We start from the raw sequence: 19,087 nt of genomic DNA on the forward strand, positions 1-19,087 counted from the left end.
GCCTGCATGTGGCGGTCACCCCTGGGGCAGGCGACAGCCATGGGAATGTTGAGGCGTTGGGAACGCGTGGTGGAGGACTGCGAGAACGCACTGCTGGCCAAGATCTTCCGCACCGACCCGGTCCAGTTGTTCGATGTGCTACGGCAGGAGTGCGACGACCACGCGGTCGTGTGCAGCCAGAGCCGAGTCCTCGTCCCCAATGACTACACCGTCGAACTCGCGAAGCCGGTGCACGATGAACTGGCGGCACGCGGCGGACAGGTGGGCCGGCAGCTGACCGATGTGCTGGCCCGGCACGCCGTGGACCGGGATTATGAATGGGCGGGCCCGCTCACGGTCCATGTCACCACGGCCGATGTGCCGAACGGCAGGTACCGCGTTTCGAGTGCGGCCCTTGCCCACATTCCCGCCGCTGCCGCCGGTCCGCGGGGGACCTGACCGGGAAGCCCACCGATGCCTCCGGCCGGCGCCGGGCTCTCACGCCGCCGCGTCGGCCAACTCGGCGATCACCTGCGCATGACAGGGCTCCGGAAGACACCAGCAGCCTTGCTTGTCGTGACCGGCCGGACGGCCGTCCCCGCGTGACCGCGGATGTGCGCGGGGACGGGCCGCCCTACTCAGGATTTACTGCCGGTGACTACCGGTGAAGTGCCGGAAGCCGTGGAGGGTTTACAGCGGCCGGGCCCACAGGTCCCACTGGAGGCCCGAGCCGTCGCAGAAGGGGTCGGCCCACTTGCCGCTGCTGACCAGGTCGGTGCCGGCCGCCTGGCAGCCGCCAAGGGTCCAGAACTTCTTGCCGGTCCAGACGGTTCCGGGCGGGCCGTCCATCGGCTTGACCTGGTGCTGCGCGGAGGAGGCGGCCGGCGCGGCGGCCTCGCTCCCGGTGGCGGCGTGGGCCTGGGCGGCACCGCCCAGCCCGATGACCGTGAGCGCGGCGGCGGCGACCGCGGTGCTGAGAATTCGCCTGTGACGCATGTGTTGTCCTTTCCCCGTAGTCAGGGCCCCTTGCGGGCCCGTCACCCTGCACACGGACGGAGCCCCCTCGACGTATGACACCCTCTCGCGTGACGTGCATCACACGCCCTTGGTGGTCGGGTGCGGGCGCCCCTTCCTGCCCCTGGTCATGAAGTGGTGTGACCGAAAAGGTATTTGACGCTAAGTCAGCCCTGTGGACCCGGCTCTGTGGGTCTGGTGGGGAAGTGTGCCGTGGCGCCCGATTTCGCCTTCCCTCGTGAAGTCGGCGCTGTGGGTGTGGTGATGACGGGGCGTCCGGTGTGGTGCGCAGGTGTCGGGAGGTGCGGGAGTGGTCGCGCGAGCTGTCCCTACCTGCGGATTTACCTGTTCTTTTCGGGGTGTTGGCCGGAGACGCTTGCCTTGGAAGTGCGGGGGTGGATAGCGTAACCAGCGCCTAAAGCTTTCAGGACAGCTTTAGTGAAAGCTAAACATCGTATCGGTCCCGGGTGGGGGAGAAGTATGCAGATCAAGGTTGCGGTGGCGTATCACAGTGGATACGGCCACACCGCAAAGCAGGCGGCGGCCGTGGCGGCCGGCGCGGAGAAGGTCCCCGACACCCAGGTGCGCCTGGTCTCCCTCGCCGAGCTGAACGACGAACTGTGGGAGGTGCTGCAGGAGTCCGACGCCCTGATCTTCGGCACGCCGACCTACATGGGCGGCAGCAGCGCCGTCTTCCGCACGTTCGTCGAAGCCACCAGCCAGGTCTGGGGCGACAACATGCGCTGGAAGAACAAGATCGCGGGCGGTTTCACCAACAGCGGCAACATGGCGGGCGACAAGCTCAACGCGCTGATCGACATCGCGCTGTTCGCCGCCCAGCACGGCATGGTCTGGGTCGGCCTCGCCGAGTACGGCGGCTGGAACACCTCCGCCGGCAGCCCCGAGGACATCAACCGGCTCGGCAGCTGGCTGGGCGCCATGTCCCAGTCGAACAACGACGAGGGTGCCGACGTCACTCCCTGCGCCAGCGACCTGCGCACCGCCGAGGCACTCGGCCGCCGGATCGCCGAGACCGCCCACGTCCACCGGGCCGGCCGCGCGGCCGTCGGGTTCGACGAGGTGTCCGCCTGACCTTCGACGGGCCGCACTGGGGCAGCTGCGACGGGGGGACCCGATGAACAGCCGTCAGGAGCCGGCGGTGTCCCCTGCGGACGCACAGTCCGAGGTGGTACGCCGCGGCATGATCAGCCGTCACGAACTCATCGGGAGGGCTGTGACCGGGGCCAAGGCGGCCCGCGTCGTGGGGGCGCGGGCACCATGGCCGGGCACGCTCCCGGCGGCTGTCCGGGCAACCCGGCCCGCGCCCTCCGTAGCGCAGCCCTCCACCGCGGGGTCTTCGGGCTCGAGCCCGCCCGGGGCCGCCCTCCGTACGGCGGCCCCGACGACGGCGGCCCGACGACCGCCCCGACGACCGCCCCGACGACCGCCCCGGCGAGCGAACCGGCCGTCAGCCGCGCGCCGCGGGCGGGAGCGGCGGCCCTCGCTCCCCTCCCGGGACCGGCCCTGGACCGTTTCTGCCCGGCGCCTTCCGTGTCCGGCACATCCCGGGACGCCGTGACACCACCGTCATACGGGCTCCGCGAAGCCTTCCTCGTCCGGCCCTCGACCGCCCGCTCACCGCTCCACCGCACACCGGGCGAGGCCACCGCTGCCCGGCTCCGCACCGGCCTTGTGCACGAGGCCGGGAGGAAGCGCCGGGCCCGATGAAGCTCCACGGTGCCGCGTGGTCCGGGCGGCCGGACTCTCCGGTGCGGTCCTGGTGCCGGGCGGCGGCAGCGGGCGTCGGTCGCGGCCCGCAGCAACACCACTCCGGGGGCCATCCCCCGGAGTGAAGTACCACGGCCGCCATGGCGTGGCACACCTCCCGCTCGCCCTCGCGGCGCAGCCGGACCCGGTGCGCCCCTGGGCGTACCGGCTCCCACCGGTCCCGGCCGGCTGAAGCTCGTCCCCGTTCGGCAGTCCCACCGCCTTCACCGTGCCCGCGGCCGTCGCGCGCACGGTATGTCCTGGCCGCGCACCGTCTGCGTGGCCGTTCCCTGCCATCCCGAGGAGATCAGCCATGTTCAAGACCACCACCGACGCCGAGCTGGCGGGCAATCCGATCGATGAGGTGATCGGCTCCACCATCCGCTACGCGGCGCTCACCTCCGCCGCCAGGCTCGGCATCTTCCGGACCCTGGAAGAGGACGGCCCCAAGACCCTCGACGAACTGGCCGCCGCGATCGGCGCGAGCACGGACGGCACCCGCGCGGTGGCCGACGTCGTCGCCGTCCTCGGGTGGCTGACCCTGGAGGACGGGCGCTACCGCAACGGCCCGCTCGCCGAACGCTGGCTGGGCGGGAGTGCCGAGTACGACTTCACCCCGGCGCTGCTGTGGGCGTACGAACTCACCAACGTGATGTGGGATCTGCCGCAGGCCGTCCGGGACGGCAAGCCCGCCCAGTCCCTGTGGGAGCGCTGGGCCGGCAACCCCGAGGCCGGACGGGACTTCTCCGCGTACATGCGGGTCAAGTCGCGGCTGACCGTGCAGCCCATCGTCGAGGCCGTCCCGCTGCCCGAAGGGGCACGGCGCCTCCTCGACCTGGGCGGCTCGCACGGACTGCACTCCATGGCCATGTGCGAGCGGCACCCCGAGCTCTCCGCCACCATCCTCGACCTGCCCGAGGCGCTCGCCGACACCGGCGCGGCGATCGGGAAGGCGGGGCTGTCCGACCGGATCACCCTGCAGCGCGGCAGCTTCCTGAGCGGTGACCTCGGCACCGGATACGACGTGGTCTTCCTCTTCGAGATCGTGCACAACCACACCGACGAGGAGAACCGGGACCTGATCGCGCGGGCCGCCAAGGCGCTGCGCCCCGGCGGCCGGATCGTGGTGCTCGAAGACGTCCGCGGTGAGCAGCTCGACGAGCACAACGCGGCGTTCTCGCTGGCCATGTACGCCTGCTCCGGCGACCGCACCTACAGCCTTCCGGAGATCTCCGGATGGCTCACCGACGCGGGGCTGAAGACCGTCGAGCGCATCGCGCTGCCTTCATCCGTGTCTCTGGTCGTCGGCACCAAGTAAAGCCGGCAGCCGGGGAAGGGGGGAGCACCGTGCAGATCGATCTGGCACACCGGTCGACCAGCTCATGGCTGGACGCCGCGGACCTCGCTCGTGAGGTGTACGCCCAGGCATACGGCGCTGATGTGGCGCCCCGGCCCGACTCGTTCATCGTCGCCCGGCCGGCCTGCGGCGCGGCGGAGAAGCCCTGCGCGCCACTGGCCTGCGCGGGGCTCACCTTCGGCAGTGACCAGGAGCTGTTCTCCGAGCGGTACCTCGATTCCGGCGTCGAGGACGCCGCGCTGGCCCGTCTCGGAGCCTCGGTGGACCGCAGGCGGGTGGTGGAAGTGGGGGCACTGGCCACCCGCCGCGCCTCGGTCGGCCGCGAACTGATCAGAGCCACCCCGATCATCGCCTGGTGCCTGGGCATGGAGTACATCCTGTGCACCGTCACCCGGAGCCTGATCACGACGCTGGACCGGACCGGTATCTCCTTCGTGCCGTTCGGCCCCGCCGACCCGCGCCGGCTGACCGTCGACGAGGCGGCGCGCTGGGGCACGTATTACGACCAGGAGCCGCAGGTCGGCGTCATTCCGCTGAACGCCCTGGACCGGCTCTTCTCCGACGCCACCGGGCGCTACTCCGTCACCGATCTCCAACTGAGCATCAGCGCCATGGAGGTGGCCGGTCATGCTGGGCATTGAGCAGAGCCTGGTCAGGTTCGGTGAATCGGAGCGTCCGCTGATCGAGGTGCTGGGGGAGGACGGCACTGTGGCCCGGACCCTCAGCTATCAGGAGGTGACGCGCCGGGCCGCGGACCTCGCCGAGCGGATCGGCCGGCGCGACGGCCGGCCGCTGCGCATCGGCGTGGTCTGTGGCAACACCCCCGAATTCGTGGTCGCCGACCTCGCACTGATCGCCGCGCGCGCCACCGAGGTGCCGGTCCCGCTGGCCTTCTCCGCCGAGCAGGCCGCCGGGCTGCTGGCGGAGACCGATCTGTGTGTGGTGGACGCGGCCGGGCAGGAGCGGCTGACCCAGTGGGGCAGGGACCGGGTCCTGCGCCCGGACTGCACGGTGCTGCCGCTGTCCACGGATGAGCCCGTGCCGTCCGCGCCCATGGTGCTTCCGCCGGCCGGCGTCGGGGGAGCGGACTGGGAGTGCAAGATCATCCATACCTCCGGGACGACCTCGCGTCCCAAGGGGGTACGCATCCGGGCGGCGGCCCTCAATGAACTGCTGGGCTCACTGCGGTCGGTGATGCCCGGCGGGGCCTTCGCCCGCTATCTCTCCGTCGTCCCGTTCAGCCTGCTCATCGAGCAGGTCACCGGCCTCTACATGGTCCTGCTCGACGGCGGGACGCTGGTCCTGATGCCGCCCGGCAGGGCCCTGGTCGGCACCGCGGCGGCGGCCCCCGCCGATGCCATGCCGTATGTGACGGCCGCCCGTCCGACCGCGATGGTCGCCACGCCCGCGCTCGTCGACGCCTTCGCCACCGCCGCGGACGAGGCGGTGGTGAGCGGAGACACGGTCGCACCAGCCCTGTTCGGCACTCCCCGCGCGCCGCTCATCTGCTGCGGCGGGGCGCCCGTGCACCCCGAGCTGCTGCGGCGGCTGGAAGACCATGGGCTCCCCGTGCACGAGGGGTACGGACTGTCCGAGAACAGCTCCGTGGTCAGCTGGAACACCCCGGACGCGCGCCGCCTCGGCACCGTGGGCCGGCCGCTGCCGCATGTCCGCGTCCGGACCGCCGAGGACGGTGAACTCCTGGTCAGCAGCACCTCGTTGTTCGCCGGCTACACCCGCGACGACCCCTCCAGCCTGGTCCTCGACGCCGACGGCTGGCTCCGCACCGGCGACCTGGCCCGGATCGACGGGGACGGATTCATCAGCATCACCGGACGCAAGAAGAACGTCATCATCACCGCGGCCGGCCGCAACGTGGCTCCCGAGTGGGTCGAGGCGCAGTACGCCCAACTGCCGTTCGTCCGCGCCGTCGCCGTGATCGGTGACGGACTCACCGCCCTCCACGGCCTCTTCCTCGTCAAGGAGTCCACCGACCTCGCGATGGCCGAAGCGGCCGTCCGGGAGTTCGGCGCAGCGCACCTCTCCGAGGTGGAGCGGGTCGCCGTACCGCACCTGACCGTCGCCGACGAGCGCCTCTACCGCCGGTTCTTCACCGTCACCGGAAGGCCCATGCGGGCAGCCATCCGCACTGCCCTGTCCAACGGAACGCTGTACGACCACCAAGGAGCAGACGCATGACCACCATCGCTGACGTCGAGCCCTACGGGGCCGCCACCGGCCGGCTCGTCCTGCCCACCGGGGACCGGTCGCTCGGTGCACTGGACCCCGCATGGGTCACCGGGCTGCTCGCCGACGCCGGCTTTCTGCTGTTCCGGGGCTTCCGCACCGGCCTGGAGGAGTTCACCTCCTTCGTGAAGGCGCACTCCAGCCGGATCACCCTCGACCCGGCGCGCTCCTTCCACGGCGGCGAGGTCGCCCAGAAGGTGGACGCGGGCACCGGCGCCGTCGGCCTCCATCTGGAGAACGGCAACAGCCCCTTCGGCCCCGACCTGACGTGGTTCCTGTGCGAGAAGGCCGCCGCCGGCGGCTCCCAGACCACCGTCTGTGACGGCTACCGCGTCTGGGACGCGGCGAGTGACACCGCCCGCGCGGTCTTCGGCGTCAAGGACATCATGTACAGCCGCCGGGTGGAGGAGCCCAAGTGGAAGGCGTTCGTCTGCCACCAGACGGAAGGCCGCAAAAAGCTCGACGACATCACCTTCGCCGATATGAAGGACCTGGTGGGCAGCAGTGTGTCCACCACTCTCCAGCTCAACGACGACGGCTCCCTCCACTACGCGTACCGCATCGGCGCCGTCCACCCCACACTCTTCGGCAGCCGGCTCTCCTGGGCCAACAGCGTGTTCGGCCCCTCGTACAACTACGAGGCCCCACGCATCACCTTTGCCGACGGCACGGACATCCCCGAGGAGCTCCTCGCAGAATTCCGCCGCCTCACTGAGGAGCTGACCGAGGAGCTGGACTGGCAGGACGGCGACGTGGCGCTGATCGACAACACCCGGGTGATGCACGGCCGGCGCGAGATACTTGACACCGACCGGACCATCTACAACGCGCAGAGCTACCTCGACCCCGCGCTGCTGGCCGCCGTGCGGGACGGGAGGGCACAGGGATGACCACCGCTGCCACCGGACTCGGCGACGAGCGCGTCGGCGCCGTCCTGGACGAGATCGCCCGGACCGCCGAGCGCAACGACCCGGACGTCATGAAGCGCGCCTACGCCACCGCGGCCGACTGGCCGCAGCCGCCCACCGCCCAGGAGGCGGCCGAGCTGTGCGCCCAGGCCGCGCTGCCCGTACACCCGCAGGTCGGTACCTTCCTCTACCAGCTCATACGGAGCCTGCGCCCGGCACTCGTCGTGGAGTTCGGCACCTCCTTCGGCGCCTCGACGATCTATGCGGCGGCCGCCCTGCGCGACAACGGCGGCGGCCGCATCGTCGGCTCTGAGCTGCATCCCGGCAAGGCCGACCGGGCACGCAGCCACCTGGAGCGCGCCGGGCTCGCCGCCTACGCCGAGATCAGGACCGGCGACGCCCGGGAACAGCTCGGCACGCTGCCCGGGCCGGTCGATCTGCTGCTGCTGGACGGCTGGAAGGAGCTCTACCTCCCGGTGCTCAAGCTGCTCGAACCCGCACTGCGCACCGGTGGCCTGGTCGTCTCCGACAACCTGCCGATGCTGCCACCCGAGTTCACCGACCATGTCCGCGCCGCCGGCAACGGCTATCTCTCCCAGCAGCTTCCGCTGGGCGACGGCATCGAATTCTCCGTCCGCCTCCAGGAAGAGGCCTGACACCGGTTCCGCCCGGCTTCACGAAGCCGTCGCCATCCGCGTCACCCCGTACACACGGAAAGGGCACCGAACACCCGTGAACCCCCGTACCCACCGACGTACCCTGCTCCGGGCCGGCGTCGCCGCACTGCCCCTGGCGGCCGTGGCACCGGCCGCACAGGCCGCCGAACGCTCCACCAACCTCACCGCCGCCCAGGTGTCGAGCTGGACCGACGCCTATCTTGAGGCATGGCGGACCAAGAACGACAAAGCCGCGGTCCGGCTGTTCACTCCCGATGCCGTGTACGAGGCGGTGCCCGGTGTGCCCGCGCAGACCTTCCGGGGCCGTGAGGCCATCGGCAAGTACTGGCGCGACATCACCGCCGGCCAGAGCGAGATGACCGGCCGTCACGGCACCCCCGTCGTCACCGGCAACCGGGCGGCCGTCGAACTCTGGATCACCCTGCGGGCCCCCGCCCTCAACCCCGACGGCGACCACTGGGTCACCTTCCTGGAGACCAACTTCCTGACCTTCGCCCCCGACGGCCGCTGCCGGCGCAACACCGAGTACTGGAACCTGCAGCTGGGCCGCCTGGCACCGCCCCAGGGGTGGGGCACTGCATGACCTCCGCACGCCTGCTCGTCACCGGTGGCCGGGTCCTCAGCATGGACCCGGCCACCGGTGAACTGCCGTCCGCCGACTTCCTGGTGGCGGACGGCCGGATCACCGAAGTACGCCCGGGCATCGACCCCACGGCCGCGGACGAGCGGATCGATGCCCGGGGGTGCCTCGTGCTCCCCGGCTTCGTCGACACCCACCGGCACATGTGGCAGGCGGCGCTCCGCGGCAGCGGCGCCGACCAGACCCTCGACCAGTATTTCGCGACCGTCCTGCACACCCTGGCCCCCCGGCTCACCGCCGACGATCTCCACCTGGGCAATCTGCTGAGCGCACTGGGCGCCCTGGACGCGGGGGTGACCACCGTCCAGGACATCTCCAATGTCGCCAAGCCGACCGAGGAGCACACCGACGCCCTGCTCGACGCGCTCACCGAATCCGGGCTGCGCAGTGTCTTCGCCTATGGACACGGCACGGCACAGGACGCCCGCCGGGTCCGCAGCGGCCGGCTGCATTCCCAGCACAGCCTGGTGACCATGGCGCTGAACGCCGAGGCCGGCAGCGACGAGAGCACCCGGCGCAGCTGGGCCCTGGCCCGCGAACTCGATGTGCCGACCGCGCTGCACGTCCGGGGCGGCAGCCCCGTCTCCCGGCTGCGCCGCCTCGGGGTACTGCGCCCCGGCACGGTGTTCATCCACGGCACCGGGATGGAGCCCGGCGAGCTGGAGCTGATCCACGACAGTGGCGGGGCGCTGTCGATCGCACCCGCCATCGAGATGACGATGGGGCACGGTCTGCCGCCGTTCGCCGCGGCGGCGGCCGCCGGTTTGCGTCCCGGCCTCAGCGTGGATGTCGAAGTCGCCGCGCCGAGCGATATGTTCACGCAGATGCGGGCCGCCTTCCAGATCGGACGGTTCGCCGCGCTGCAGGGCCACGCGGGCCCGGAAGCGCCGTTGCTCACGGCCCGGGAGGTGCTGGAGTTCGCGACGCTCGGCGGCGCCGAGGCGCTCGGGATGGCCGGCCTCATCGGCTCCCTCACCCCGGGCAAGCAGGCCGATCTGCTCGTCCTGCGGACCGACCGCCCCGGAGTGGCGCCGGTGCACGATGCCACCGCGGCCGTCGTGTCGTCGATGGACCGCGCCGATGTCGACACCGTGCTGGTCGCCGGGCGGATCGTCAAGCGGGCGGGGCGGCTGCGGTACGCCGGGATGCCGCGGCTGCTGGCACGGGCGGAGGAGGTGCGCGACCGGCTGGCCGGCCGCTGACCTTTCGCGTCAGCGCCGGATCAGCACGCCCTCCTCGATGGCGGCCAGCGCGATGCGCAGCTGTTCGCTGAGGACCTTCGCGGTAGGTTCCGGAATACGGTCGACGAGCCGGGCGTGCACGGCGGTGGTGGCACGCACCGCCGCCTCGGCGGTCTCCACCCCGGTCGGTGTGAGCTGCACCCAGCTGCTGCGCGCATCGTCCTCGGCCGCCGCGCGGGTGACATAGCCGGCGGCCACCAGGCGCTTGATGACATTGCTGGTCCCACCGGAGGACAGCAGAAGAGCGTGGGTGAGGTCGGTCGGCTTGAGGCGGTAGGGGGCGCCGATCCGCCGGAGGGTGGCGAGTACTCCGTACTCGGCCTGTGTGAGCCCCAGTTTCTCCAGCTCGGCGCCGGCGGCGATATCGAAGGCCGAAACCAACAGGGCGGTCCTTTTGGCCAGTTCCAGGGGAAGGCCGGCGATTTCGGGCAGCTCGTGTCCCCATGCCGAGATGATCTCGTCTACGTGGTCAGGCTCCACTGTGAACCGCCTTCCCTCTACCCGATGCTCAGTACAAAGATATCCCACCCTCCGCACAGGCACGTTCTGACCTGGGGAGACTGTGTGGTTGCCAGATGTGGGCGCTGTGAAAAGCTTTCCATCTATCTTTCAATATAGCTTTTTCCAATGCTTTCTCTCTATGCTTCTCCCATGTTCAAGCGTGAGCCGAGACGTGCCCTGGCCATGACGGCGGTCCTGTTTCTGGCCCTGACCAGCGCCACTGCCTGTGCCGGCCGTGACGCGGTAACGGCCCCACAGGGGAGCGCGATGGCGGAAAACCGACGCTCCACCGAGGAAGGAACCATCGCAGTGCGAGAGTTCAGCGCCACACCGGACCGGCTGCCGTCGTGCTTCCACGGCGTCGGCGGCGCCACCGCGTACCGCCCGCCCGGTTCCTCGGGGGACGGCCGCCTGGTCACCCTGGGCACCGGGCCCCGCGGGGTGGTCTTCGCCCCCATCTCCTGGGGTGACGCCTGTGAATGGGCCGCCGAGGCCAAGCGGCTCGCCGCCGGCGGCTATCACGTGGTCACCTTCGACTGGGGCGGGGACCGCCGCCGGACCGTGTCCGAAGCGACCCGCTTGCTGCGCTCGCGCGGCGCCACGAACGTGGCGTGGGTGGGCGGTTGCATGGGCGGCACGCTCATGCTCGGCATGCTGACGGACCGCACCGACCGCCCGGCCGGCGTCGCCGGTATCAGTCCACTCGCCTCGCTGGGCGGCTACTCCGCCGGAAAGGGCACGTCCTACGACGGCGAACTGCTGCTCCTGGGCACCGCCGACGACCCGCTCTCCGACGAGGGGCGGCTGCGCGAGGTCGCCCACAGCTTCCCCGAGGCCGAGGTCACGGTTCTGCCCGGCACCCTCCACGCCGCCGAGATCTTCGCCGGCCCACACGGCGCGGCGGCCCGCCGCAGCCTCGACGGCTTCCTCGACCGGACCTTCGCCCCGGCGGGCAGCTGAGCTTCCGGCGCCGCGGGCCCAGCGGTACGGGCCGAAACCGGCCCGTACCGCTGGGAAAAAGAGCCGGCCGGCGGACGCCCCGGGGCATCGATCGGCCGGCGCGCCGCTCAGGAGTGGGTGGCGAAGTCCTGTGTCCACCACGGGCCGTTGCCGCTGAGATTGACGCCCACACCGGTGGCCTTGTAGGAGCAGTTCAGGATGTTGTCGCGGTGGCCCGGGCTCTTCATCCAGCCGTCCAGCGCCGTGGCCGGGTCCTTGGGGCTCTTGAAGATGTTCTCGGCCCAGCTGCCCCACGGGTACCCGGCCTTGGTCATCCGGGTACCGGGGTCGACGCCTTCCGGGGTGTTGTGCTCGTAGTAGTTGCGGGCGGCCATGTCGTCCGAGTGGGCCTGTGCCGCCTTCTGTATCCGGGGATCGACGGTGAGCGGGCCACAACCGTGCTGCGCCCGCTGCGCGTTGACCAGCTCGACGACCTTCTGCGCGAACCGCGCGGCGGTGCCCGACGCGGCCTGCGCTCCGTTCGGCGTGGTGGTTCCCACACCGGAATCGGGGCGGGGCGTACGGGGCGCGGTGTGCTTGGCGCTACCGGTGCCGCTGCCGGGGCGGCTGGTCCGCGGCCGCGGCGAAGCGTGCCGCTTGGCGTGCTTCTTGGCCTTGGACGGGGAGGCCGAGGGCTTGTGGGGCTTGGGCGAGGGCGAGGTCGCCGGCGTCGAGGAGGCGGACACCTTCGCCGTGGGCGCCGACGGCATGGACGCATCCGCCGCGAGCGCCCGGTCGGCTCCGGAGTCCGGGCGTATCAGCACCACGGACGCGCCGCCCACGGTGACCACTGCCGCCACCGCCAGCAGGGTGGCCTTGCGCCGGGGGGCGCTGCCGGCGCGGTGCAGGCCGCTGGTCCGCCCGTGCCGGCCTCCCGTGCGGCTGCCCGCCCCGCGGCCGCTGCCGGCCGGAGTCTCGTCGTGGCGCTCCGTCTGAAGGTGGTCGTTGTTCATGGTTCCGTTTCCTGTGGGGGATGGGGATCCGCCGGCCCGCGGAGCCCGGGGGAACCGCTGCCCTTGCGGGCCGACACATGGGAGACCACGGGGCCGGCGCCCGATAACGGAAAGTGCGAAAAGTTTTTTCGTGGGCCGTCAGCAGGCCGGTTTCCGCGCTGCGTGAGCGGGCCGGGGCCCCTGGAGCGCGCCACGGGCGTCGGCCGGTGACCGCGGCTCTTCCGGTTGCACGTAGGTTTTTTCTGTTATCACGGCGAGCGCGCGGGATCTCCTGTGTGCGGGGGCTCGGGTACGCACGAATGAACGGGAACGAATGGGCGTGAAGCAGGAAAACGGGACGGAGGCCGTCGAGGCAGCCAAGGCCGGTGACGAAGCGGCCCGGGAGCAGCTGGTCGCCGCTCACCTGCCACTGATCTACAACGTCGTGGGGCGCGCGCTGGACGGCCATGCGGACGTCGACGACGTGGTGCAGGAGACCATGCTGCGCGTCCTGGAGTCACTGGCCGACCTGCGGGAGCCGGCATCCTTCCGCTCCTGGCTGGTGGCGATCGCCATGAACCAGGTACGCCGCCGGTGGACCGCCGCCCGCAAGACACCCGTCGTCGGCTTGGACCAGGCGGCGGAACAGGCCGACCGCTCCGCCGATTTCGTCGACCTGACCATCTTGAAGCTGGGGCTGTCCGGCCAGCGCCGTGAAGTGGCCGCGGCCACCCGCTGGCTGGACGAGGGAGACCGGGCGCTGCTGTCCCTGTGGTGGCTGGAGGCCGCCGGCGAGATCTCCAGGCCGGAGCTGGTCGCCGCCGTCGGGATCGACTCCCGCCATGCGGCGGTCCGTGTGCAGCGGATGAAGGAACAGCTAGAGGCCGGCCGCGTCGTGGTCCGCGCCCTCTCGGCCACTCCCCCCTGCCCCGAACTGTCCCGGCTGACGGAAACCTGGAACCACGAGCCCTGCGCCCTCTGGCGCAAGCGAATAGCCCGCCATGCGCGCCGCTGCACGGCCTGCTCCGGACACTGGACCGGCCTGCTGCCCGCCGAGGGCCTGCTGGCCGGTCTCGCCCTGCTGCCGCTGCCCGCGCACCTCACTCCGCCTACCGTCCTGCCCGCCCCGGCCGCCGCGACCGTGCAGGCGACCTCGGCATCCGCCCACCACGCGTCCGGTGCGTCCGGCGCACACCACCTGCCGAAGCGGCCGCCCCGGGTGAAGAAGGGCACGGTCGTTGCGGGCACCGCCACCCTCGCGGTGGCCGTCAGCGCCGCCGTGTGGTGGTCTCCCGACACGGCCCCGGACAAACAGAAGGACGAGCCGAAGGCGCCCCGCACCGTGGCCGAGCGCACCCCCTCGCCGCGCCCCACCCCCACACCCACCCCCACGCCCACCCCGACCCCATCGCCCTCCAAAACCACGCCCCCCACGCGGTCCGCCTCACCGACCCCCACCCCGTCGGCCACCCCGCCCGACCTCGAAGAGCAGGCCACCGCACTCATCAACCAGCGGCGGGCGCGGGCCGGCTGCGGGCCGCTGCGCATCGACCGGCGACTGCACGCCGCGGCGCAGCGGCACTCCGCCGATATGGCGGCACGCCAGTACTACGAGCACGAGACCCCGGACGGCACCGGCCCCGACGAGCGGATCACCGCCACCGGATACCGCTGGAGCAGCTGGGGCGAGAACCTCGACCGCGGCCGGCGGACCGCCGCCGGGGCGGTCAACGACTGGATGGGCGACTCCATGCACCGCGACAACCTGCTCAACTGCGCCTTCACGGAAGTCGGAATCGGCATCGTCGAGGGCGCGGGCGGGCCCTGGTGGACCCAGGACCTCGCGGCACCGCGCTGACCTTCGCCGCCGAGGGAGGGCAAGTGCCTTTCCCTTGGCGGCCCGCCCGTCGTCGTCTGCCGCGTGGTCGTGCAGGGGGCGGAGTCCGCGGATACCGCAGACCGCAGGCCGCGGAATGTCCCGGGGGCCGGTAGCGCTGCCCCTGACGGAGAAGCAGTCCGTCGCGCACAAGGAGAACAGCGCATGACCGACACCGTGCACGAGTGGCACCTGTCCGCACGCCCCGTGGGGCGCCCGGTGCCGGGGGATTTCCGGCTCGTGGAGCGGGAGTTACCGGCACCGGCCGAAGGTGAGGTGTGGGTCCGTCACACCTTCCTCTCGGTGGACCCTTATATGCGGGCCCTGATGAGCACCGCGGACACCGGGAGCCTGGCCTACGGGTTGGACCGGCCGATGACGGGTGGAGCGGTCGGTGAGGTGGTCGTGTCGCGGGCGGCCGGTCTGTCGCCGGGGGATCTGGTGCTCAGCGACCTGGGATGGCGTACCGCGGCGGTCGCTCCTGCCGGATGTTTCACCAGGCTGCGGCGTATCGAGGGGGTACCGGACTCCGCGTTCCTCGGCGTCCTGGGGATGCCCGGACTGAGTGCCTACGTCGGGCTGACCGAGATCGCGGGCATGCGCGCGGGGGAGACGGTCTTCGTGTCCGGCGCAGCCGGGGCGGTGGGCAGTCTGGCCGGGCAGATCGCGCGGCTGCGCGGGGCGAAGGCGGTGATCGGCAGCGCCGGGTCCGCGGCGAAGCGGGAGTATCTGACCGGCGAACTCGGCTTCACCGCAGCCTTCAACTACAAGTCCGGCACGGTGCGCGAGCTGCTCGCCGAGGCCGCCCCGGACGGTATCGACGTGTACTTCGACAACGTCGGAGGAGAGCACTTGGAGGCCGCCATCGAAGCGCTGAACCTGAACGGCCGGGCCGCGCTGTGCGGAGCGATTTCCGGGTACCACGACACCGAGCACGCGGCGGGGCCGCGCAACATGGTCGAACTGGTGAAGAAGCGGATCACGCTGCGCGGTTTCGAGGTCGGGGACCACGAGGGTCTCCAGCCGCGCTTCGCCGAAGAGGTGGGCGGCTGGCTGGCGGACGGCAGAATCAGCTTCCGTGAGACGGTGGAGGACGGCATCACCCAGGCGGTGGAGGCCTTCCTCGGGCTGATGGACGGCCGGAACACCGGAAAGATGCTGGTGCGCCTCTGACCGCGCCGCCGTTGACGGCGATGACCGCCCACAGCGATGACCGCCCACAGCCCAGGAGTCCGGCAGCAGCTGCGCCCCGGGGAGCACTCGGCCCCGGTCACCGGGCGGGCGCATGGACCGGCCCGCCCGGTGACCGGGGCGGTGTGCGAGGAGCGGTACGGGCGTACTAGGTGTATTGCCCTGTGAGGTTGGGGACGCGCCGGTGCAGATGTCGCAATCCCCACCAGGCCAGAAGGCCCTCACCCATTTCAAGATCACATGCCCGTGATCGCCATCACCGTCCACAACCTCCCCGGACACAACAACTAGGGCGCGACGTGCCAGCTCAGCGAACGGGACAGCAGTTTGCGCAGCGCCGGGTCACGGACCGCCTTCGTACGGTCGGTGGCCCGGGCCGTGACCGTATGGGAGCGGCCGTCGGCCGGGACGCCGAGCGTGCGCGGGAGGACCGCGGTGCTGCCGCGCGCGGCCTTGTGCTCGCGCCCGTCGACGTACCACTTCAGCTGCGCGGAGGCGGGTACGGTGACCCGGATACGGGTCCCGCGGGACACCGCGTGGTGGGTGGAGACCGGGCTGCTCAGCACGCTCGCATAGCGGTAGAAGCCCGCGATCATCGCCTCGTGGCCGGGGAGGTTGAACTCCCGGCCCAGGGTCCGCATGATCGAGTTCTCGGTGGGGCGGTTGAGCCCGTACTGGTAGTAGCCGCCGCCCTCGAAAGCGCCCACCACACCGCCGTCCGGGGACTGCTGGCCGATCCAGCGGTACCACTTCTGCTGCTGAGCGGTCATCTGGTCGGCGGAGAGCTTGCTGAGGTTGGCCTGGGCGGGCTCGGGGCCGGAGTAGGTCCCGGACTGGCCGTAGTCGTACTCGTCGGCGAGCTTGCCGAGCGAATGACCGGTTTCGTGCACCGCGATCTGGTCCGACTGGTCGTTGTCGGAGGAGGCGGTGGCGATCCCGTCGTAACCGACCTGCGAGGAGATGTCGTTGTAGCCCGCACCGCCGTACTTGGTGGAGTTGGAGAGGACCACGACGAGGTCGGCGGCCGGGGCCTTGGAGGCGTACGACTCGACCTTGCCGGTGTCGACGCACAGCAGCCGCTCGGTGTCTTCGCAGAAGAAGGCGGAGTCGAGGGCGGTGTCGCGGACCACGTCCTTCGTCGGGTCCCCGGAGACGCCGGACTCGTTGGAGACGGCGTCGACGGCCCAGACGTTGAACAGGCCGCGGTAGGTGGCGTACGGCTCCACGGCGGAGATCTTGGCCCACTTGGCGCGGACGTCGGAGTGGAAGTCCTCCTGCTGGGCGGCGGTATAGCCGTCACCGATGAAGACGACATCGAGCTTGGAGTTGACCGGGCCGTTCTGCACGACCGAGGAGACATCGCCGTCGCCGGCGGCGATCGCGGCCTTCTCGGACGGTGCGAGCGGCTTCGAGGCCGGGACGGTGGTCTGCTGTGGGTGGCCGCCTGCACCGTTGAAGTACTCGACGTGCTGGGTGCGTTGGGCGGGCGGGGCCGGGGTGGCGCCCTCGGCGGTGGCCGCGGCGGCCGTTGCGGCCACCGCCACCGCGGCGATGCCGACGGACACCGCGGTGCGTATGGAGGTGCGTCTGCGGTGATGTCCGGAGGTGTTTCTGCGCATGGGGGGTTCCTCCCGAAGCCCGCCGATAGGGGCGGGCTGAGGTGAATTCAGGCGCGCTCAACGTAAAGGCTCCGGGGGCTCCAGGCAACGGATGGTGCCTGAGTGGCTCACCGGACAGCTGAGTTCGGGTCACCCGAGGGCGAGAGAAGGTGCCTCCTTGGAGCAACATCCGGGGTCGGCAGGGGACTTGGGCGACCGGTTCCTGAGTCCGTCGGCCGGCCGGTCGGTGTGCGGATGGCCCGTGCCCCGTAGGGCCGCACGGGGATAGGTGTAGGGGGTTTTGCGGGTGGTGGGGCGAGCGCGGGGGCGTGCACGCCTGGCGTGGTGTGGTTGTGCATATGTCCGTGTTTTGTCACACCAACAGGGATTTCTTCCGCCAAGGCATGACGGGCCGTCACTCTGTGGAGGCCCGGTCAAACCGGCCGGGCGTCCGGTTTCTGGACGCCCTGAACGCGGCGTCCCCCACAGGAGGTTCGATGTTCCGTAACGCTTCGCGTGTCGCCATGGCTGTACTGGGCTCCGCGGCCCTGGCAGCCACCGCCGCCCTCCCGGCCAGCGCGGACGGTCACCACCGCCACACTCCGCAGCGCTGGCGGTCCGCAGTGGTGCTGGGGCCCATCCAGTACGACAGCCCGGGACGCGACGACAGCTCGAACCGCAGCCTCAACGCGGAGTGGGTGACGGTGCGGAACACCGGCCGCACACCCGTCAACATCAAGGGCTGGAGCCTGTCCGACAAGAGCGGACACACCTATCGCTTCGGCAACCTGCGACTGGCCGGCCACAGCCGGATCCGCGTCCACACCGGCCACGGCCACGACAACCGCTGGGACGTGTACCAGGACCGGCGCCACTACGTCTGGGACAACCGTGACACCGCGACCCTGCGCAACGACCACCGCCGCGTCGTCGACCAGGTGCGCTGGGGACACGGCCACCGTCACTGACCCCGTGCGGATCTGACCGGTGGGGGAGACAGCGCCCATGCCTCCCCCACCGGCCACCGCTCCGATACCCGGTGCGCCACAGGCAGCCAGCCTGTGGCGCACCGCCTTCTTTGCGCGGCTCGTCAGCGGCCCGCACACCGGCCGCCGCGGGCTCAGACCGTGATGACGAGCTTGCCGCGCACATGCCCCGCTTCGCTCAGCTCCTGCGCCTTGGCCGCATCGGCGAGCGGGAAGGTCGCGACGACCGGTACCGCGAGCCTGCCCTCGACGGCGCGGCGGGCGTGTGCGGCCATGACTGCCCGGATCTGCTCCGACGGCGTACCGCCCGCGGAGAACGGCACACCGTGATCGGCGGCGTTCATATCGGCGATGGTGACGATCCGGTCCGTCGTCCCGCCGCGCAGCGCGATCGAGACCGGCAGCGTGTCCTGCCCGGCCGCGTCGAAGACCGCGTCGACGCCCTGGGGGGCGGCCGTCCGCACCCGGTCGGCGAGGCCCGCCCCGTACGCCACCGGAAGCGCACCCAGCGTGCGCAGGAAGTCGTGATTGGCGGGGGACGCCGTACCGATGACCGTGGCGCCGCCGGCCACCGCGAGCTGGATCGCGACCTGGCCGACCGCGCCCGCCGCCCCGTGCAGCAGCAGGGTCTCGCCCTTCGTCAGGCCCAGCAGGTCGAGGACGCGCTGTGCCGTCTCACCGGCCACCGGGAGGGTCGCCGCGGCCTCGAAGGAGAGCGCTGCGGGCTTGCGCACGATGTCTCCCGCGAGGGCGTACTCCGCGTACGCACCGGTCCTGGTCAGGCCGAAGACCTCGTCGCCGACGGCGAATTCGTCCCCCGCGCCGTCGCCGAGTGCGTCCACCACCCCGGCGAACTCCAGGCCCGGCACGGCGGGAAACGTCGTCGGGTAGAACTGCTCCACCCATCCGTAACGCCGCTTGAAATCCAGCGGATTGACGCCGACCGTCACCACTTTCACCCGTACCTCGCCCGGTCCGGGCACCGGCTTGTCGGTGTCCCCGAGGCTGAGCACCTCGGCGCCGCCGAAGGTGTGGTACATGATCGCTCGCATAACGGTCTCCCGGTTCGAGGCAGGAAATGCCGTGGAGGCAATGGGCTGATGCCTTCAGCCTCATTCCTGGGGACGCGCACGACGCCGGCCATCGGGACAGTCCGACCTGGCCGAAAGGCCAG

At 71.1% G+C, this 19,087-nt stretch carries 19 protein-coding genes; 13 read left to right on the forward strand and 6 right to left on the reverse strand.

The window, feature by feature from the left end:
* The first annotated feature begins 39 nt into the window (after positions 1-39).
* Positions 40-438: a DUF3662 domain-containing protein gene (locus AB0C46_RS23305; RefSeq protein WP_362829983.1), complete on the forward strand. Its 399-nt coding sequence runs from the start codon at positions 40-42 to the stop codon at positions 436-438.
* A gap of 39 nt (positions 439-477) precedes the next feature.
* On the opposite strand, the gene AB0C46_RS23310 is transcribed toward AB0C46_RS23305, so the two are convergent.
* Together AB0C46_RS23310 and AB0C46_RS23315 are read right to left on the reverse strand one after the other, a co-directional pair.
* Complete coding sequence (locus tag AB0C46_RS23310) at positions 478-624, reverse strand: DUF4326 domain-containing protein (protein WP_362830081.1); 147 nt, start codon at positions 622-624, stop codon at positions 478-480.
* A gap of 45 nt (positions 625-669) precedes the next feature.
* Complete coding sequence (locus tag AB0C46_RS23315; protein WP_362829985.1) at positions 670-975, reverse strand: hypothetical protein; 306 nt, start codon at positions 973-975, stop codon at positions 670-672.
* Between the two features lie 498 nt (positions 976-1,473).
* Here AB0C46_RS23315 and AB0C46_RS23320 point away from each other — a divergent pair, with 498 nt between their 5' ends.
* From AB0C46_RS23320 to AB0C46_RS23355, 8 genes are all read left to right on the forward strand, one after another.
* On the forward strand, positions 1,474-2,085 hold the full coding sequence (locus AB0C46_RS23320; protein WP_362829986.1) for a flavodoxin family protein: 612 nt from the start codon (positions 1,474-1,476) through the stop codon (positions 2,083-2,085).
* Positions 2,086-3,073: 988 nt separating this feature from the next.
* Positions 3,074-4,078, forward strand: coding sequence for a methyltransferase (locus AB0C46_RS23325; RefSeq protein ID WP_362829987.1), 1,005 nt, complete (start codon positions 3,074-3,076; stop codon positions 4,076-4,078).
* A 29-nt stretch (positions 4,079-4,107) separates the two neighbouring features.
* Positions 4,108-4,758: a thermostable hemolysin gene (locus tag AB0C46_RS23330; protein ID WP_362829988.1), complete on the forward strand. Its 651-nt coding sequence runs from the start codon at positions 4,108-4,110 to the stop codon at positions 4,756-4,758.
* A complete protein-coding gene (locus tag AB0C46_RS23335) occupies positions 4,745-6,316 on the forward strand; it encodes an AMP-binding protein (protein ID WP_362829989.1) in 1,572 nt (523 codons plus the stop codon). Before AB0C46_RS23330 ends, AB0C46_RS23335 begins: the two co-directional genes overlap by 14 nt.
* Positions 6,313-7,254, forward strand: a complete 942-nt coding sequence (locus AB0C46_RS23340) for a TauD/TfdA family dioxygenase (RefSeq protein WP_362829990.1) — start codon at positions 6,313-6,315, stop codon at positions 7,252-7,254. Before AB0C46_RS23335 ends, AB0C46_RS23340 begins: the two co-directional genes overlap by 4 nt.
* Entirely contained in the window at positions 7,251-7,928 is a 678-nt protein-coding gene (locus AB0C46_RS23345; protein WP_362829991.1) for a class I SAM-dependent methyltransferase, read from the forward strand. Before AB0C46_RS23340 ends, AB0C46_RS23345 begins: the two co-directional genes overlap by 4 nt.
* A gap of 76 nt (positions 7,929-8,004) precedes the next feature.
* Complete coding sequence (locus tag AB0C46_RS23350; protein WP_362829992.1) at positions 8,005-8,532, forward strand: nuclear transport factor 2 family protein; 528 nt, start codon at positions 8,005-8,007, stop codon at positions 8,530-8,532.
* A complete protein-coding gene (locus AB0C46_RS23355; RefSeq protein WP_362829994.1) occupies positions 8,529-9,791 on the forward strand; it encodes an amidohydrolase family protein in 1,263 nt (420 codons plus the stop codon). Before AB0C46_RS23350 ends, AB0C46_RS23355 begins: the two co-directional genes overlap by 4 nt.
* Before the next feature lie 9 nt (positions 9,792-9,800).
* Here AB0C46_RS23355 and AB0C46_RS23360 read toward each other — a convergent pair whose 3' ends face one another.
* The gene (locus tag AB0C46_RS23360) at positions 9,801-10,310 is read right to left on the reverse strand and encodes a MarR family transcriptional regulator (RefSeq protein ID WP_362829995.1); all 510 of its coding nucleotides are present in this window, start codon (positions 10,308-10,310) and stop codon (positions 9,801-9,803) included.
* A gap of 171 nt (positions 10,311-10,481) precedes the next feature.
* Here AB0C46_RS23360 and AB0C46_RS23365 point away from each other — a divergent pair, with 171 nt between their 5' ends.
* Positions 10,482-11,291, forward strand: coding sequence for an alpha/beta hydrolase (locus AB0C46_RS23365; protein WP_362829997.1), 810 nt, complete (start codon positions 10,482-10,484; stop codon positions 11,289-11,291).
* A 107-nt stretch (positions 11,292-11,398) separates the two neighbouring features.
* Here the strand turns inward: AB0C46_RS23365 and AB0C46_RS23370 are convergent, their stop codons facing one another.
* Positions 11,399-12,283, reverse strand: a complete 885-nt coding sequence (locus AB0C46_RS23370; protein WP_362829999.1) for a CAP domain-containing protein — start codon at positions 12,281-12,283, stop codon at positions 11,399-11,401.
* A gap of 313 nt (positions 12,284-12,596) precedes the next feature.
* On the opposite strand from AB0C46_RS23370, the gene AB0C46_RS23375 reads away from it, so the two are divergent.
* Entirely contained in the window at positions 12,597-14,120 is a 1,524-nt protein-coding gene (locus AB0C46_RS23375) for a sigma-70 family RNA polymerase sigma factor (RefSeq protein WP_362830001.1), read from the forward strand.
* 183 nt (positions 14,121-14,303) lie between these two features.
* The gene (locus AB0C46_RS23380; protein ID WP_362830003.1) at positions 14,304-15,311 is read left to right on the forward strand and encodes an NADP-dependent oxidoreductase; all 1,008 of its coding nucleotides are present in this window, start codon (positions 14,304-14,306) and stop codon (positions 15,309-15,311) included.
* Positions 15,312-15,616: 305 nt separating this feature from the next.
* Here AB0C46_RS23380 and AB0C46_RS23385 read toward each other — a convergent pair whose 3' ends face one another.
* Positions 15,617-16,948, reverse strand: coding sequence for a M64 family metallopeptidase (locus AB0C46_RS23385; RefSeq protein WP_362830005.1), 1,332 nt, complete (start codon positions 16,946-16,948; stop codon positions 15,617-15,619).
* 476 nt (positions 16,949-17,424) lie between these two features.
* Between AB0C46_RS23385 and AB0C46_RS23390 the strand changes: the two genes are divergently transcribed.
* Entirely contained in the window at positions 17,425-17,895 is a 471-nt protein-coding gene (locus AB0C46_RS23390) for a lamin tail domain-containing protein (RefSeq protein WP_362830007.1), read from the forward strand.
* Positions 17,896-18,047: 152 nt separating this feature from the next.
* Here the strand turns inward: AB0C46_RS23390 and AB0C46_RS23395 are convergent, their stop codons facing one another.
* Entirely contained in the window at positions 18,048-18,965 is a 918-nt protein-coding gene (locus AB0C46_RS23395) for an NADP-dependent oxidoreductase (protein ID WP_362830009.1), read from the reverse strand.
* Between the last annotated feature and the right edge of the window lie 122 nt (positions 18,966-19,087).

The organism is Streptomyces sp. NPDC048637 (assembly GCF_040650675.1).
Classification (GTDB): Bacteria; Actinomycetota; Actinomycetes; order Streptomycetales; family Streptomycetaceae; genus Streptomyces.

Excerpts from the sequence above, each read along its gene's own strand:
- AB0C46_RS23380 (WP_362830003.1), top strand. The coding sequence starts at position 14,304 with ATGACCGACACCGTGCACGAGTGGCACCTGTCCGCACGCCCCGTGGGG.
- AB0C46_RS23345 (WP_362829991.1), top strand. The coding sequence starts at position 7,251 with ATGACCACCGCTGCCACCGGACTCGGCGACGAGCGCGTCGGCGCCGTC.
- AB0C46_RS23305 (WP_362829983.1), top strand. The coding sequence starts at position 40 with ATGGGAATGTTGAGGCGTTGGGAACGCGTGGTGGAGGACTGCGAGAAC.
- AB0C46_RS23390 (WP_362830007.1), top strand. The coding sequence starts at position 17,425 with ATGTTCCGTAACGCTTCGCGTGTCGCCATGGCTGTACTGGGCTCCGCG.
- AB0C46_RS23375 (WP_362830001.1), top strand. The coding sequence starts at position 12,597 with ATGGGCGTGAAGCAGGAAAACGGGACGGAGGCCGTCGAGGCAGCCAAG.
- AB0C46_RS23325 (WP_362829987.1), top strand. The coding sequence starts at position 3,074 with ATGTTCAAGACCACCACCGACGCCGAGCTGGCGGGCAATCCGATCGAT.
- AB0C46_RS23340 (WP_362829990.1), top strand. The coding sequence starts at position 6,313 with ATGACCACCATCGCTGACGTCGAGCCCTACGGGGCCGCCACCGGCCGG.
- AB0C46_RS23320 (WP_362829986.1), top strand. The coding sequence starts at position 1,474 with ATGCAGATCAAGGTTGCGGTGGCGTATCACAGTGGATACGGCCACACC.
- AB0C46_RS23385 (WP_362830005.1), bottom strand. The coding sequence starts at position 16,948 with ATGCGCAGAAACACCTCCGGACATCACCGCAGACGCACCTCCATACGC.
- AB0C46_RS23365 (WP_362829997.1), top strand. The coding sequence starts at position 10,482 with ATGTTCAAGCGTGAGCCGAGACGTGCCCTGGCCATGACGGCGGTCCTG.
- AB0C46_RS23355 (WP_362829994.1), top strand. The coding sequence starts at position 8,529 with ATGACCTCCGCACGCCTGCTCGTCACCGGTGGCCGGGTCCTCAGCATG.
- AB0C46_RS23370 (WP_362829999.1), bottom strand. The coding sequence starts at position 12,283 with ATGAACAACGACCACCTTCAGACGGAGCGCCACGACGAGACTCCGGCC.
- AB0C46_RS23395 (WP_362830009.1), bottom strand. The coding sequence starts at position 18,965 with ATGCGAGCGATCATGTACCACACCTTCGGCGGCGCCGAGGTGCTCAGC.
- AB0C46_RS23335 (WP_362829989.1), top strand. The coding sequence starts at position 4,745 with ATGCTGGGCATTGAGCAGAGCCTGGTCAGGTTCGGTGAATCGGAGCGT.
- AB0C46_RS23315 (WP_362829985.1), bottom strand. The coding sequence starts at position 975 with ATGCGTCACAGGCGAATTCTCAGCACCGCGGTCGCCGCCGCCGCGCTC.